Here is a 16747-nt window from a genome sequence, read left to right on the forward strand (position 1 = left end):
AAGAAAAAATATGAATAAGGAGTGGAAAATGATAAAACCTTTGGACAAGATATATGAGGCATATTTTAATAGTATGGGTGAAAAATTTGGAGAAAAAGTAAGAAAAAGAATACATTGGATCTGTCAAAAAGCAGAAGGAGAAAAAATACTGGATATTGGTTGTTCTCAAGGAATCGCTAGCATTCTTCTTGGAAGGGAAGGAAAATCAGTTTTAGGTTTGGATTTATTAGAAGAATCGATAGAATTTGCTAAAGAAATGCTTGCAAAAGAGGAGTCCACTACTAAAGAAAGGGTCATCTTTAAAAGTGAAAATTTTATGAATTTTGACTTTAAAGATGAAAAATATGATACGATCCTTTTAACAGAAGTATTAGAGCATGTTACAGATCCTAAAAGGTTTGTAGATAAGGCGAAAATGTTACTTAAAAATAATGGGAGAATGGTTGTTACTGTTCCCTTTGGAATAAATGATTATTTTGATCATAAAAAAACTTATTATGTAAATGATATTTTAGAGCTTATTCCTGATGATTTTGAAGTAAAAGATCTGAATATTATGGGGAGCTGGGTAGGAGTAGTTGCTAAAAAGAGTTCTAATAAAGAGAATAGTTTAGAGTATAAATATTTCTTGAAGAAAGCAGAAGAGGGATTTTTTACTCAAGAGCAAGAACTTTTAAAGTTTAAAAAGAGACTTCAAAAAAATATTAGTGTATTAAAAGAAGAAAAACAGCTTTCTGAAAGGAAGTTAGAAAAATTAGAGGTTTTAGAGAAAGCCAATGAAACCCTCGAAAAAAAGTTAGAGAAAGCCAATAAAGAAATTGAGAAATTAAAGTTGGAGCAATTAAAGCTACTTAACTCAGAAGAGAAAGCTTTGCTAGAGCTGAAGAAGGTAGTCAAAAAAAATAATATTTTATCCAATTCTAAGCTAGGAAGATTAACAATAAAGTACTGGGACTTCAGAAATAATATTAAGAAAAAGAGAGGCTTGTAATGGTAATAGATATAGAAAAAAGACTTCGAGAAATATCGAAATTAAAAGAAAAATTAAATCCAGCACATAGAGTAGATGATTCTAACAACAATTATACAGCTGGTGAAATCAACAAGGGGAATTATGATATAAAGTTTCTTGAGACAATTAGTGATATCTCAGAAAAAATACCTCAAAGTAATGGGTCGCGATATTATAAAAAACTAGATATTAAGGTTGGAATTATTGCAGATGAATTTTTATATAATTCATATAAGGAAATAGCTGAATTTGTGTATATAACTCCAGAAAACTATAAGGATAAAATACCCGACATTGATTTATTACTAGTTGTCAGTGCTTGGAAGGGTTTAAATGATGAATGGGTAGGCCTGACACAAAAAGCTCCGGATAAAAGAAATGTTTTGTTTAAGATTATAGAAAAATGTAAGAAAAATAAAATAAAAACAGTCTTCTACAGTAAAGAGGATCCGGTAAACTATGAACGTTTTATAGAAATAGCCAAAAAATGTGAATATGTATTTACTTCAGCCAAGGAAAAGATAGAAGATTATAAAAAAGAATGTGGCCACGAAAATGTAGATGTACTAACGTTTGGAATTAATCCGATTTATCATAATCCTATAGGACTGAGAAACTTTAATTTTGAAAAAAAAGTGGTTTTTTCAGGATCATGGATAGCTGAAAAATATCCTGAAAGAGGTCCGGAAACAATAGATATCTTTGACGGCATACTAAGAGCTGACCATGGTTTGAAAATAATTGATAGGAATTTCAACTTGAATCTAAAGAAATACAAGTTCCCTGAACAATACACTGAATTTGTATCTCCGGCAATAAATCATGAAAAACTACAAAAAGTTCACAAGCTCTATAACTGGGCTATTAACTTAAATAGTATTAAAGACAGTTTTTCAATGTTTGCTAATAGAGTTTATGAACTGCAAGCAATGGGAAATATATTACTATCTAATTATAGTATAGGGGTAAATTGTCTTTTCCCAAATGTTTTTATAGTAAACGATGGATCAGAAGTACAAAGAATTCTAAATGGGTTTAATGAGAAGGAGCTATATAGACACCAAGTACTAGGAATTAGAAATACGATGTCAGGGCATTGTAACTTTGACAAACTTCAAAGGTTATTTAGTATTGCTAAAAAAAATTATGAGTTTACTCCTCCTTTAGTAACTATATTATATGACAAGCTAACTGAGAGTATTCAAGAATCTTATAAAAGACAAACATATGAAAATAAAGAGCTGGTTTCAATAGAGGATTTTTCAATGAATCAGTATGAAAAATCAGATATCATTTGTTATTTTTCTGAAGAATATCTCTATGAAGAGTTTTATATTCAGGATATGGTAAATGGGTTTAAATATACTGACTCGGATTATATCACAAAGGATATGTATTATGAGGGCGATAAATTAGTCGAAGGAATTCAAAACAATTATGTCAGTTATATCAAAGATGAAGCAAGAACATTGTATTGGAAAAACTCCTTTACATATGAAGCTTTTAAAAAGAGAAAAATTGTAGGGAAAGTAGGCAACGGATACAGTATAGATCCTTTTGAAATAGAAGCTATCAATGAAAGAGTCGGAAAAATAAAAAAAGACTATAAACTATCATTAATAATACCTACTTATAATAATGGAGACCACTTGTGGAGTAAGTGTTTTAACAGTCTGAAAAGAAGTACTATGTTTAATGATATAGAAATAATTATTGTGGATGATGGTTCTACTGACAATTATACACCTAAAATCGTAGAGAGATTAGGAAGGCATTATGCCAATGTTAAGACATACTTCTATAATGATGGAGGAAGCGGAAGTGCTTCAAGGCCAAGAAATAAGGGAATAGAATTGTCAACTACAGAATTAATAACTTATCTAGATCCTGATAATGAAGCGGTTAATGATGGTTACTATAAATTGTATAAAAAAATGTTGTCAACCAATTCAGATATTGTAATAGGTGATTACTTGAAATTAACAAATAAAAAATCTCTTTTTTCTGTAAAGCATTTTTACCAAAAGGACATTAACAGTCCAAGAGATTATTTATTAAAAACTAATTTTAGAGCTCAAAGTATACAAGCATTAATAGTGAAAAAAGAAATTATAACAAAAAATTCTTTAGAGATGATTGAAGGAGCAATAGGACAAGATACTTTGTTTTTTCAAGAGTTAATTTTAAATTCTAAAAATATTATTTTTATAGATGAATTAATACACCTATACTATGCTGCAGTAGAAGGATCTGCAGTAAATAATATTTCAAGAAAATTTTTTGAGAGATACTTAATTATGGAAAAGGGAAGACTCGAAGCACTTGAATCCTATGGGTTACTAAAAAGTTATAAAGAGCAGAAATTTGAGTATTATTATAAAAACTGGTATTTAGAAAAATTAAAAAAAATAAAGCCTGATGACTATCTTTATGCTAAAAAGGTCTTATTGGAGATATTTAACCTGTATTCGACTTCAGGTAAAATAAAAGATGAAGAAATTAGAAAATTTGTTAAATCTTGATTTTCATAAGTTGATTTTATGTTGTTAATTCAAGTTAGCAAAATTTAAAAGAAAGTAATTAATAATATAAATTAAAATACTAAAAGGAGAGAAACTAGAAGATGAAAAAAATTAATGTAATTGGATTGGGGTACATAGGATTACCTACAGCTCTTATGTTCGCAAAAAGCGGAGTTAGCGTTGTAGGAACAGATTATAACAAGGAGTTGGTTGACTCTTTAAATAGAAATGAGCTAACCTTTGAGGAGGAAGGCCTTGAGGAACTATTCAAAGATGCTCGTACAAACGGGATAGAATTTTCAACGGAGTATCAGAAAACAGATACATATATAATAACAGTACCAACGCCATATTTAAAGGAATCTAAAAAATTAGATCCTAAATATGTAATATCTGCAGTAAACTCTGTGCTGGATATCTGTGAAAAAGGGACTAAGCTTATAATCGAGTCAACTATATCACCAGGTTCTATTAATAAGTTTGTAAGACCTGCCATTGTAGAGAGAGGATTTATTATAGGAGAGGATATTCACCTTGTTCATGCACCAGAGAGAATTATTCCGGGAAATATGATATATGAACTTGAATATAACTCAAGAACGATCGGTGCAGACAGAAAAAAAATTGGTGAAGAAGTTAAAGAACTTTATAAAAGCTTCTGTAAAGCAGACATAGTGGTAACTGATATTAGATCTGCTGAGATGTCTAAGGTAGTAGAAAACACATTCAGAGATATAAATATTGCATTCGCCAATGAGCTAACTCAGATTTGTAGAGAGGATGATATGGATGTATATGAAATTATTAAAATAGCTAATATGCACCCTAGAGTGAATATATTACAGCCAGGTCCAGGTGTAGGAGGACATTGCATTTCTGTAGACCCTTGGTTTCTAGTGGGAGACTACCCTGATCTAACTAACTTAATATTGAATGCAAGAAAGATAAATGATTCTATGCCAGATCATGTGCTAAAAAGAATAAGAGATATCATGAGAGAGCATAAAATTACAGACATTTCTGAAATTGGGTTATACGGTCTTACTTATAAGGAAAATGTAGACGATATGAGAGAGAGTCCGACACTACAGCTTTTAGAAAAGATGGATGAGCACCTAGCTTTTGGTGTAAAGGTATTTGATCCATTTATAAAAACTAAGCAGGTAGATAACCAGTTTGTAAGTTTTGAGGATTTTGTGGATCAAGTGAAAATAGTAGTTGTACTAGTAGGTCATGATCATATCAAAGAAAACATGGATAAAATCAAAGATAAGTTAGTTTTAGATACTAAAAACATTTGTACTTTTGAGAGTGCTTATAAACTGTAGTGTTTTTTTTCTTAGGTTTAATTTATTTAAGCAGAGTTCAGTAAGAGTTTAATTTTATTTAGTTTATTAAGGAAAAGACAGGAAATTCCTGTCTTTTTCTTAAAGTAGAGAAGTTGAGTATCTTATAGAAAAAAATTATAACAAATAGGAATAATGATAAAGCTAATAAAAAATAAAATATTTAAGAAATAAGAATTAATAGAGAGTTATTAAATTTTTGCTAAAAAAGTATGCTTGGAGGAGAGAATGAACAAGATAAAGGTAATGACAGTATTTGGAACCAGGCCAGAGGCCATAAAGATGTGTCCATTGGTGAAGGCACTGGAAAGAGATGAAAGGTTTGAATCAATTGTGTGTGTAACAGCACAGCACAGAGAGATGCTGGACTCTGTACTTGAGATATTTAATGTAAAGGCAGACTATGATCTGAATCTCATGAGTCACGGACAGACGATAATAGATATTTCCAGCAAGGTGCTTTACGGAGTAGATGAGGTAATAAAGAAAGCCGAACCTCACATTGTGCTGGTTCATGGAGATACCTCTACAACTCTTAATGCAGCTCAGGCGGCTTTTTACAATAAGGTTCCTGTAGGCCATGTGGAAGCTGGACTTAGAAGCGGAGATCTTTTTTCTCCATACCCAGAAGAGTTCAACAGAAAGCTAGTGGGAGGATTTGCAGATATACATTTTGCTCCAACAAAGGGAAATGTTAACAACCTTCTTAAGGAGGGAATAGCGGAGGAAAAGATTTCCTTAACTGGTAATACAGTAATTGATGCATTGTTTGAAGTGATAAGAAATGACTTTATATTTGAGGATGAAGTATTGAAAAATGTAGATTTTAACAATAAAAAAGTAATTTTATTAACCTGTCACAGAAGGGAAAACTGGGGTAAGCCAATGGAGGATATCTTTTCTGCAGTCAAAAAAATAGTGGCTGAAAATGAGGAGGTTGAAGTAGTTTTCCCTGTACATCTAAACCCTAAAATCAGAGAGTTAGCGAATAATGTGTTTGGCGAAGTTGAAAGAGTTCATCTTATTGAACCCCAGGACTATGAACCATTTGTAAATTTAATTTCTAAGTCACACTTAATTATGACTGACTCAGGTGGGATTCAGGAAGAAGCTCCTGCATTAGGTAAACCAGTGGTAGTTCTTAGAACTGAAACGGAAAGACCAGAAGCTGTGGAAGCCGGAACGGTAAAAGTAGTAGGAGTAGATAAAAATGTTATAATAAAAGAAGTAAACAAGCTTCTAGTGGATAAACACGCCTATGAGCATATGGCTAATGCAGTTAATCCCTATGGTGATGGTAAGGCATGCGGAAGAATACTGGAAGATATTGTAGAAAGGTTTATGTAGATGTTAAATAAAAAAAAAATTAAGAACTTACTTTTTAACTTTATAATATTTATGTATTCTTCAATGATATTTATTCTGAGTCTCATTATTAAGGGGTTCTTTAAAAATAGAAAGATCTGGTTAATATGTGAGACAGATGTGACTGCTCAGGATAATGGATATCACTTTTTTAAGTGGATGAGGGAAAATCATCCTGAAATAGAGACCCACTACTTGATAAATAAGAGATCAAAGGATTATGAGAAGGTGGCGAGTCTGGGGAATGTTGTTTCCAGGCTCAGCTTTTATCATATACTCTACCTCTTTATGGCAGAAAAACATATTGGGACCCATGATTACAGGCATTGGGCATATCCAGGCAAAAGATCAATATTTCAGAAATACTTTGAAAAGCATCTAAAGGGTGAATTTATACAATTACAGCATGGAATTCTTCATATGAGAGGGGAAAGAGGATTTCATTACAATCCTATGGAAGCTAAATATGATAAGGTGATAGTTTCTTCAGAGTGGGAAAAGAGGTTGTTGAATGAGCACTTTGGGCATCCTGACCAAAATTTAATAGTAACAGGACTTGCAAGATATGACAACTTGTATAAGAGTGATGTAGTAGAAGATCAGATATTCTTTATGCCAACCTGGAGAAAGGCAATAAGAAAGAGGGAGTTATTTATATGTTCAGACTACTATTTAAAAACTAAAGAGATCCTTGAAGATAAAAATCTTTTAAAAAAACTGAGGGAAAAGAAAATCAAAGTAAAGTTTTATCTCCATATAAAATTACACAAATTTATAGATTTATTTCAAGAGTTAGAAAATGATGTTATAGAGATAGTTGAAGCAGGAGATGAAGATGTGCAGACTCTTTTGAAGAAGAGTAAACTTCTTATAACGGATTATTCAAGTATTTCTTTTGATTTTATTTATATGGAGAAGCCAGTTCTTTTTTATCAATATGACTACAAAGACTATATAGAAAGTTATAGAGTTCAAGGCTATGAGGAATATAAAAATGATAGATTTGGATATATAGCTTATAACTCAAAGACTCTAATTGATAAAATTATCTATTACCTAGATAATGATTTTAAGGCAGAAGAAGAGTATATTAAAAAAAGTAATAAGTATTTTAAATTTAGAGATAATAATAATTGTCAGAGGATATATAATGAAATCATTGAACCGAGTAAAAAGGATTGCAAGTAGAATTGTAAAATGTGATAAAAAATCCATTTCATCAAAGGTTTTTAAAACTTTAAGTGGAATTTTAAAAGGGGGAGCAGCCCTTCTGTTAAGCAGAATTTTGAGAAGGAAGAGTACATGGCTCATAGGTGAGACAGATATTACAGCCCAGGATAATGGTTACCACCTCTTTAAATATGTCAGGGAAAACTACCCTGAAAAAGAGTGCTATTATCTTCTAGATAGAAAGTCACCAGATAAAGAGAAGGTAGAAATGCTGGGGAATGTTGTCTATCACGGAACATTTAAACACTTACTTTACCTTTTTCAGACTGAAAAGCATATAGGGAGTCATGATTACAGGTACTGGCACTATCCCGGATACAGCAAGATCTTTTCCAAATTTTTCGGTAGTTTTATAAAAGGAAAGTTTATCCAGATACAGCATGGGATTATTCATATAAAATCCGAAAGGGGTTTTCATTATGATCCTGAAAAGCCCTATGATGTAATATGTGTTAGTTCCCAGTATGAAAAAGTTCTTCTTAGGGATCATTTTGGTCACTCAGAAGAGGTGCTTAAAATTACAGGTCTCTGCAGGTATGATAAACTGGAGAATCAGGAAGTAGATGAAAAATCTATTATATTCATGCCAACCTGGAGGAAGGGACTGCATAAAAAAGAAGAGTTTTTATCTTCGGAGTACTACAGGCGGATAGAAGAATTCCTTTCTGATGAGGGGTTTATATCGCTATTGAGGACTCAAGGTATCAAGCTAGTTCTCTATCTACATGTAAAATTACAGCATCATAGCAGGTATTTTGAAAAATATGAAAATGATGTGGTGAGGGTAGTAGGATTAGGGGAAGAAAGTGTACAGGAGCTTATAAAAAAGGGGAACCTTATGATAACTGATTATTCCAGTGTTTCCCTGGATTTTGCCTATCTAAATAAACCGGTGCTATTTTATCAGTGGGATTTTTCGGAATATGTAGAGGGCTATGATGTGCAAAATCCAAAAGAATATCAGGAGATGAGGTTTGGTTATATCTGCAAGACTAAGGGTGAGCTTTTGGAGCATGTAGAAGAGTACCTATTAAATGACTTCCAAGTGAACCCAATTCATGGAGAAAAATCAGACTTATACTTTGAATATCGAGACCGAAACAATTGTAAAAGAGTTTATGAGGTCATTGAGGGGTTATAGTATGAAAAAATTAATATCTGATGTTTTGAATTTAATTCTCAGTTCTACAAAGCTTTTTCTGGCTTTTCTTTTAAAGGGTTTGATCAGGGAAAAACCTGAATCTTATATCATAGGTTCCAACTATGGAACAAAAAGAAGCGATAATGCGAAGGCTCTCTATAATTACATAAAATCTTTAGGAAAAGAGGTTTATTTTATAGAGGATATCCCAACGGGTAAAAATAGTTTGAAAAGGGGCAGCTTTAAATCCTTTATATACTATTTTAAAGCTAGTGGAGTTTTTTATTCTCATAGCTTCTCAGATATTCTTCCAAGTATGCATAAAGCAGGAATGATTGTTAAATATCTTGGTGGACCTAAAAAAGTATTTATACAGCATGGAGTCATATTTACTAAAAAGATAAATAACTATGTAAAATCTTTAAAGAATACTGTAGATTATTTTGTAGTTTCCTCTAAACTTGAAAAAAAGATAGTAGAGCAAATAGGGATACCAGAAGAAAAATTAAAGCTCCTAGGATTGCCAAGACATGATCTATTGCCGGAAAATATAAAAAAAACAGAAAAAATTTTTGTATTTCTGACCTGGAAGGAAGGAAGCTTATATCTAAGCAAACTAAGAGAAATTTTAGAAGTATTAAAAACTACAGATTATCCTGTGAAATTAGCCGTTCATAATATGGTAAAGGGTGATTTGGATATTGATGAAAAATATCTGACTAGTGACATAGGTAAGGAAGTAAGGGAAGCTTCTATTTTAATTACAGATGATTCAAGTGTGGCATGGGACTTCTTCTATAACGGCAGGGAGGTAATTTTTTATAAGTCTGAAGAAGAGTGGTATGTAGATGATGAGTTTCTCGAATACAGAAAGGTTAATTCCCAGGAGGAATTGAAGGATCATCTAAAAAAAGTTATAGATAATAACTTGAAGATAGAGGTACCAATGAAATTATTTGAACACAGGGACAGTAATAATTCTGAGAGGGTATTTGAAGTTTTAAATAATAATAGGGAAAATAATTAAAAAGGGAGGATGTATCCTCTTTTTTTGTTGTATAATATATACTGGACAATAAAATTTCAAGGAGTTGGAACATTGAATAATGATAAAAAAGTATACTTAAGAATAATATATTTTATTCTCTTATTTCTTATGATCAGAGGAGGGAATATATACTATGGTACCCCAATGAAGAGTTATAGTTATATAATATTTTTATTGATCTATCTATATTACTATCTCTTTGATATATTAAATTTCACAGATGAGTATGGGAGGTGGACTCCCTGGGTAAGATCTTCAGCAGTCAATATAGTTATATCTGTTATGTTGTGGTCTTTTTCAAAGAGTTATCTGGTTTTTTTCAAGTTTTTTTTACTATGGGTCGGAAGCAACTTATTGAGAATGGTTATGGTGAAGGTTTACAGGAAGGATGGAACCTATAGAGGGTTATATATAGGGAAAGCAGAGGATTATATTACTGTAAATAAAGGATTTGCAGAAAGAAACTTCGGACAACTGGAATACATTTCCATTGATAAAGTTAAGAGTTTTAAGGAGGTAGAGGAACTCCTTAGGGAAAGAAATCTGGATCTCATATCTGTTGAAGAGGAGTTTATGAGAAAGTATGAGGTAGAATTTTTAAAACTAAAGATAAAGGGGTATAAAGTTTATTGTGAATGGCAGCTGATGCAGGAGATCGAAAGAAAGATCTACGTGGAAAAGATAAAGGAAAAGTGGTTTTTGTACAGTGAGGGTTTTGAAATTTTACACAATACATTTCAAAAAAATTTAAAGAAAATATTTGATATTTCCATGGCTACAATAATAGGCATTTTAACACTTCCTGTAATGGGCTTAACCTTTCTTATAGTCAAACTGGATGGGGGGCCGGCTCTATTCAGGCAGAAAAGGGTAGGACTTAGAGGTGAGGAGTTCGAAATAATTAAGTTCAGGTCCATGAGTGTAGATGCAGAAAAACACGGAGCTCAGTGGGCCCAAAAAAATGATTCAAGAATAACTAAAGTAGGAAAATTTATTAGAAAAACTAGGATAGATGAATTACCACAGTTGTGGAATGTAGTAAGGGGAGAGATGTCCTTTGTAGGACCCAGGCCAGAAAGGCTGGTGTTTATAGAGAAGCTGGAAAAGGAAATTCCTTTTTATGATGTAAGACACTCTATAAAACCAGGACTAACTGGCTGGGCTCAGGTAATGTACCCCTATGGGTCCAGCGTAGAGGATGCGCTCCACAAGCTGGAATATGATCTATATTACCTTAAACACCAGAACTTTATGTTTGATCTTATGGTTTTCTTTAAGACTATAAAGGTGGTATTGAGCAGAAGAGGAGTTTAGGACCTCGAATAGGACTAAAATAATTACGATAAAGAAATCTGTACTAAAGCAGGGCTTGTGCAGTTAGGTAGAAAGGTAGGAAAATGCAGAAGTATGATTTAATTATTGAACCTAAAAAAAATAATGGAAAGTATTTTAAAGAATTATATGAATATAGAGAATTGCTTTATGTGTTAACCTGGAGAGACATAAAAGTAAGGTATAAACAGGCGGCAATAGGAGCATTATGGGCAATTATAAGGCCTATAATTACCATGATTGTATTTACAATAGTTTTTGGTAAGATAGCAAAGCTGCCCTCAGAAAAGAATGTCCCGTATGCAATAATGGTTTATAGTGCCTTGCTTCCCTGGCAGTTCTTTTCAAATGGTTTTACAGCTTGTGCAAATAGTTTAGTGACTTCTAGTGGAATGCTATCAAAGATATATTTTCCAAGATTAATACTTCCAGTATCCAGTATATTAACAGCCATGGTTGATTTTGTGATATCATTTATAATTTTTGTTCTACTGATGGTATATTACAAATATCTTCCGAGTAGTAATATCATATTTTTACCACTTTTTATTATCCTTACTTTTGTCACCGTTTTTGCTTTTGGAGTTATGATAGCTGCATTAAATGTAGAATACAGAGATTTTAGGTATATCATTCCATTTTTATTGCAGCTAGGATTATATATATCACCAGTAGGATTTTCTAGCTCGATAGTACCAGAAAAATATAAAGTGGCGTATAACCTGAATCCCATGGTTGGAATTATTGATGGTTTCAGGTGGTGCATACTAGGATCTGATGTATTAAATATAAAAAGTATTTTTACTTCAACAATAGTATTATTAACGGTTTTAATAGTTTCAGTAAAGATATTCAGAAGACTCGAGAGAACTTTTGCAGATAAGATTTAGAGAGGGTATTTATGAATAATATAGCAATCAAGGTAGAGAATTTAACAAAAGAATATAAGATATCACATGAAGTAAAAGACCCATATAAGAAACTCTCAGATGTAATGGTATATTTGTTTAAAAATATATTTACTCCCTGGAAGCTTTTTAATAGGACGGAAACAGAAGTATTTAAAGCTTTAGATGATGTCAGTTTTGAGATAAAAAAGGGGGAAAAGATAGCCATCATAGGAAGAAATGGGGCAGGAAAGTCTACTTTATTGAAAATTCTGAGCAGAATAACTGAACCGACGGATGGTAGTGTTAAGATTAATGGAAGAGTAGCCTCTCTACTAGAGGTAGGTACTGGGTTTCACCCGGAACTTACAGGAAGAGAAAATATATACTTGAATGGATCCATACTGGGGATGACAAGGGAAGAGATAGATAAAAAGTTTAATGAAATCGTTGAATTCTCAGGATGTGAAAAGTTTCTGGATACTCCTATCAAGAGATACTCCTCTGGAATGAAGGTAAGGTTGGGATTTGCAGTAGCAGCACATTTGGATTCTGAGATATTGATAGTAGATGAGGTATTAGCTGTAGGTGATGCAGAGTTTCAGAAAAAATGTTTAGGAAAAATGAATGAAATTTCGATGAAGGGCGAGAGAACGATTATATTTGTTTCGCATAATATGGAAGCTGCGAAAGAACTTTGTAATCAAACAATATTAGTAGAGCAAGGAAGTTTAAAGTTTTTAGGAGAAACTGTAATTGCGATTGAGAAGTATAATAAGAATCTAAACAAAATGGGCTTTCAAATAAATAAAAGTTTAGAGCAACTTGAATTTTTGGGTTTGGAGATTGAAGAAAGGGAAAAAAGTAGATACGATTTGAAATTAAACTTTAACTCTATAGGTAATATTAAAGATGTAGCGTTTAGCTTTATGGTATATTCAGACTCTTTGAAATCTATATTACATTATTCTGGAATAAATGTAAGAAAATATTTTGATATAAATATTGGAAAGTTTGAAGTTACTTTAAATATATTTGATTTGTTTTTGAATAGTGGAGAATATAAACTAGCTATACACTTTGAAACTAAAGATGGGAATATTTTATTAAATATTGATAATATTCCATTTATCAAGCAACGATCTAACAATGCTTTTATACTTCATAAATCATTATTAGACTTAAAAATTGATTTTAATATTAATTCTAAGTAATAGAAGGGGATAATTAAATGAAAAAACTTTTAAAAAAAATATACTTGAAAGTACCTATTTTTAGACAAATACATCATTTAAATAAAAAATTAGACCAGCAACAAAAAATACTTCAAGAAATGCAGAAATTAAATGATTGGCAATATCGTGATTTAATTGAATTAATTTCAAATGAACAAATAAAGCATAATTCAAATATAAAATTAGAGACTAATAATCCAATAGCCTATGAAAGTAATGATCACAAAAATCCTTTTGGAACATTACAAGATAACACAAGAAACCCAAAATTTATAAAAAGGTGTATAGACTTATATGGAAGCAAGATGTCATTCTTAGATTTGGGATGTTCTGGAGGAGGTCTTGTTTTTGATTTTGCATTAAGAGGCTATGAAGCAATTGGTTTAGAAGGCAGTGATTTATCAAAAAAATCCCAAAGAGCAAACTGGCGAACTATTCCTAATAATTTATTTACATGTGATATCACAAAGTCATTTCAATTAACAATGGATAATGAGTTGAAAAAGTTTAAGGTCATCAGTTGTTGGGAGGTTTTAGAACATATAAAAGAGGAAGATCTTCCTATAGTTTTTAATAATGTAAAAAAACATTTAGCTGATGGCGGGATTTTTATCGGTTCGATTTCAAAATGTTTAGATGATCCTTTACACGTTACCATTAAAGAAAAAAAGTGGTGGCAAGCTAAAATGTTAGAAGCAGAACTTCAAATGGTAGAAACAGAAGAGACATCATTTGAATTTTTAGATTTCTGTCGGGGGGTTGGTGGCGGACTATTTGATAGCCATAATTATAATGAAAGTCCTGAAAAGGGATTTCACTTTATAGCGAGGATGCCAATAAATGAATGATAAAATAAAAATATTACTGAAAGAAAAAATACTGAAAGAGAAGACTTACTTAAAGTTAAGAAGACTGTACTTTTGTGTGCTACTTTTTATTAAGAATACAAAACGAATTGAATATTCAATAAAAAAGAATGTGCGCATTCAAAAGGGAGAGTTTTCAGGAGCAAGGTGTTTTATAATAGGAGGAGCCCCTTCATTAAAAGCAATGGACTTAGAAGTCTTAAACGATGAATATACATTCGTTTGTAATAGAGGATATCTATTGAAGAAATTAGGTCTATCAAAAGTAAAATTCTACGGAATTTCAGATAATCAAGCGATGCTTGATTATGGCAAGTTAATTCCACGAGGTTATTATGAAGAATTTTTCCTTTTTAGAGATATAGTCCCAAGTAAAAATTTAAGGAATATATCTTATTTTTCAATGTATACAAAACGGTCGAAAAAAAGTATGTTTAATAATTTTTTTCAATTTGATTTAAGTAAACCGATAGCTCACTCATATACTATTGTTCTCCAACTTCTTCAAATAGCGGTTTGGCTAGGGTTTAAAGAGATATATTTTATAGGTGTTGATAACAATTTTAAAGAAACAGTTAATTCAAATATGCATTGGTACCGTGATACATTGCAGGAAAAAACAAATATTCAATTTTGGGATCACGACCCTGCAGAAGATAATTCAAGAGCTTTTTCTTATGCATACAAAATATTACAAAAAAAAGGAATTAGTATTTACAATGCTGGAGTTGGTGGGAATCTAAATAGTATACCAAGAGTGTGTTTTCAAGATCTATTTAAGAAAGAAAAAATTAATAAATAGGAGAGAGTTAATGGATATATTTTTTTCAGTAGATAAAAATTACCTGCCTTATCTATATATCACAATACATTCAATCTTAAAAAATGCTGATATAGAAGATAAATTTAATTTCTATATATTACAGAATGATTTTTCCATAGAAGATAAAAGAGCTTTTAATAAGCTACTAAATACGTATGACTTTTCCATTGAATTTTTGGATATTTGTACTGAAAAATTGGAAAAATGCAGGCCTGAAGGTTATCACTTACCTTTGCCTACATTTTATAGATATTTAATTCCTGAATTGAAGCCAGAATTACCTAAGGCAATTTATTTGGATGTTGATATTCTGGTTAAAGGGTCATTAAAAAACCTGTGGAAAACAGATATTTCTGATTATATGTTTGCAGCAGTAGAAGACTTCTATTATTTGAGTAAAGCTGACTATAAAGAGATGATTGGATTAGAGCAATCATCTAGTTATTTTAATGCTGGTATACTGTTAATGAATTTAAGAAAAATGAGTAATGATGATACTGGATTGAAGTTAATAAAATCTTCTATAGATAATATAAGTGTTTTCAAGCTTGGTGACCAAGATGCCTTAAATAAGGTATGTGAAGGTCAAATTCTAAAAGTTTCAGCAGACTTCAATTATCAAGCTTCAATGATTAAGAACTGCAAAAAGAAATTGAAACATAAAAAAAGTCATATTATCATTCATAATTTAGGGCCTGATAAAAAATATATTTATAATATATTTTATACTAAAGGTCTTGATTTTGAATATAAAATATTGGGGTTAAAGGTATATATAAAATCATTACCTTCAATATTAAGAGTTAAGCGTTCAGAGCTATTTTCTCTTATAAGAAATACACCTATCATCGGAGAACTAATATATCTTAATTACAAAAATATAAAATCGAAACTAGTAACAGTAAAACAGGGATAACGCCCATAGTAACTAACGGATATCAACTTATTGGTTTTTCTAAGAAGTAAGTCAGTAGAAGGAGAAAAAATGGAAATTTTGTATATAGGTGATTTTAAGAAGAAGAATGGCCCTTCAATGGTAGATATAAACTTAAATAAATATTTTCCTAAAGACATAGTTGTCTTTCATCAAATACAAAAAAAAATAGAGTTAAACCTTTTAAAAAAAATTATTAATTGTAAAATTATAGTTGTTTCGGGAATTTCATTTTTAGGTGCTTTTTCTTTTATTTTAGGGAAGCTATTCTCAAAAAAGAATTGTCTAATAATGCATGGAACTTTGAAACTAGAAAGAAAATTTAGGTTTGTTCCGAGGTATCGATATTATATTGAACTGTTTAGTATTTTTTGTGCAACTAAAATAATAGCTGTCTCTAAAAAATTTAGTAAAGACTTAAAAGATCTTTATCCTAGGAAAAAGAATAATATTGATTATGTGAATAATGGTGTTGAAGTGAAAAAAAAATCGAATTTATCAAAGGTAAAAGGAAAGGTATTAACGGTAGGTGGAGGGCGGAAAGAAAAAGGGATTTTAACTATATGTAAAGCACTTGATAAGTTGAAAGATATTGATATTGAGCTGTTAGTAGCAGGAGAAGATGGTGTCGATACTGAGGAAATTAAAAAATATTCCTTTGTAAATTATCTAGGTTTTATAGAACACATTCAGCTTACTGAATTAATGAAAAAAAGTGAATTATTTATACAGAATAGTGCCTATGAACCTTTTGGGATGGCTCCTCTGGAAGCATTAAATTATAATTGTAAACTGCTACTTTCTGAAAATGTGTCTTCTAAGGAACTATTAAATATTAGAAGTAGTAATATAATACATGATTATAAGAATATAGATGAAATAGCTAGCAAAATAGAAATATGTTTATTGAATGAGAATGATACTTTTTTTAAGCCTAATATCGATTTAAGTTGGTCAAAAAAATCAACTCAATACTTAAAAAGTATAAGAAATATAGGATGATATC

At 31.0% G+C, this 16747-nt stretch carries 14 protein-coding genes; all 14 read left to right on the forward strand.

The window, feature by feature from the left end; genetic code table 11:
• Positions 1 to 28: 28 nt before the first annotated feature.
• Positions 29 to 991: a class I SAM-dependent methyltransferase gene (locus QMG11_RS11555; RefSeq protein WP_281836145.1), complete on the forward strand. Its 963-nt coding sequence runs from the start codon at positions 29 to 31 to the stop codon at positions 989 to 991.
• Positions 991 to 3534 (forward strand): glycosyltransferase, encoded by a 2544-nt coding sequence (locus tag QMG11_RS11560; protein WP_281836147.1) that lies wholly within the window; start codon positions 991 to 993, stop codon positions 3532 to 3534. Before QMG11_RS11555 ends, QMG11_RS11560 begins: the two co-directional genes overlap by 1 nt.
• A 101-nt stretch (positions 3535 to 3635) precedes the next feature.
• Complete coding sequence (locus tag QMG11_RS11565; RefSeq protein WP_281836149.1) at positions 3636 to 4862, forward strand: nucleotide sugar dehydrogenase; 1227 nt, start codon at positions 3636 to 3638, stop codon at positions 4860 to 4862.
• Between the two features lie 246 nt (positions 4863 to 5108).
• Positions 5109 to 6227 (forward strand): non-hydrolyzing UDP-N-acetylglucosamine 2-epimerase, encoded by a 1119-nt coding sequence (wecB, locus tag QMG11_RS11570; RefSeq protein ID WP_373877232.1) that lies wholly within the window; start codon positions 5109 to 5111, stop codon positions 6225 to 6227.
• The gene (locus QMG11_RS11575; RefSeq protein WP_281836151.1) at positions 6228 to 7433 is read left to right on the forward strand and encodes a CDP-glycerol glycerophosphotransferase family protein; all 1206 of its coding nucleotides are present in this window, start codon (positions 6228 to 6230) and stop codon (positions 7431 to 7433) included.
• Positions 7396 to 8616: a CDP-glycerol glycerophosphotransferase family protein gene (locus tag QMG11_RS11580; RefSeq protein ID WP_281836152.1), complete on the forward strand. Its 1221-nt coding sequence runs from the start codon at positions 7396 to 7398 to the stop codon at positions 8614 to 8616. Before QMG11_RS11575 ends, QMG11_RS11580 begins: the two co-directional genes overlap by 38 nt.
• Position 8617: 1 nt before the next feature.
• Entirely contained in the window at positions 8618 to 9643 is a 1026-nt protein-coding gene (locus QMG11_RS11585) for a CDP-glycerol glycerophosphotransferase family protein (protein ID WP_281836154.1), read from the forward strand.
• Between the two features lie 129 nt (positions 9644 to 9772).
• Positions 9773 to 10978: an exopolysaccharide biosynthesis polyprenyl glycosylphosphotransferase gene (locus tag QMG11_RS11590; protein ID WP_281836239.1), complete on the forward strand. Its 1206-nt coding sequence runs from the start codon at positions 9773 to 9775 to the stop codon at positions 10976 to 10978.
• An 83-nt stretch (positions 10979 to 11061) separates the two neighbouring features.
• Positions 11062 to 11886, forward strand: coding sequence for an ABC transporter permease (locus tag QMG11_RS11595; RefSeq protein ID WP_281836156.1), 825 nt, complete (start codon positions 11062 to 11064; stop codon positions 11884 to 11886).
• An 11-nt stretch (positions 11887 to 11897) separates the two neighbouring features.
• Positions 11898 to 13097 (forward strand): ABC transporter ATP-binding protein, encoded by a 1200-nt coding sequence (locus tag QMG11_RS11600; protein ID WP_281836158.1) that lies wholly within the window; start codon positions 11898 to 11900, stop codon positions 13095 to 13097.
• 17 nt (positions 13098 to 13114) lie between these two features.
• A complete protein-coding gene (locus tag QMG11_RS11605) occupies positions 13115 to 13966 on the forward strand; it encodes a class I SAM-dependent methyltransferase (protein ID WP_281836159.1) in 852 nt (283 codons plus the stop codon).
• Complete coding sequence (locus QMG11_RS11610; RefSeq protein ID WP_281836160.1) at positions 13959 to 14786, forward strand: hypothetical protein; 828 nt, start codon at positions 13959 to 13961, stop codon at positions 14784 to 14786. Before QMG11_RS11605 ends, QMG11_RS11610 begins: the two co-directional genes overlap by 8 nt.
• Before the next feature lie 10 nt (positions 14787 to 14796).
• A complete protein-coding gene (locus tag QMG11_RS11615; RefSeq protein ID WP_281836161.1) occupies positions 14797 to 15723 on the forward strand; it encodes a glycosyltransferase family 8 protein in 927 nt (308 codons plus the stop codon).
• Positions 15724 to 15792: 69 nt separating this feature from the next.
• Entirely contained in the window at positions 15793 to 16743 is a 951-nt protein-coding gene (locus tag QMG11_RS11620; RefSeq protein ID WP_281836163.1) for a glycosyltransferase family 4 protein, read from the forward strand.
• Positions 16744 to 16747: the final 4 nt, after the last annotated feature.

Source organism: Propionigenium maris DSM 9537 (assembly GCF_027925155.1).
In the GTDB taxonomy this organism is placed as follows: Bacteria; Fusobacteriota; Fusobacteriia; order Fusobacteriales; family Fusobacteriaceae; genus Propionigenium; species Propionigenium maris.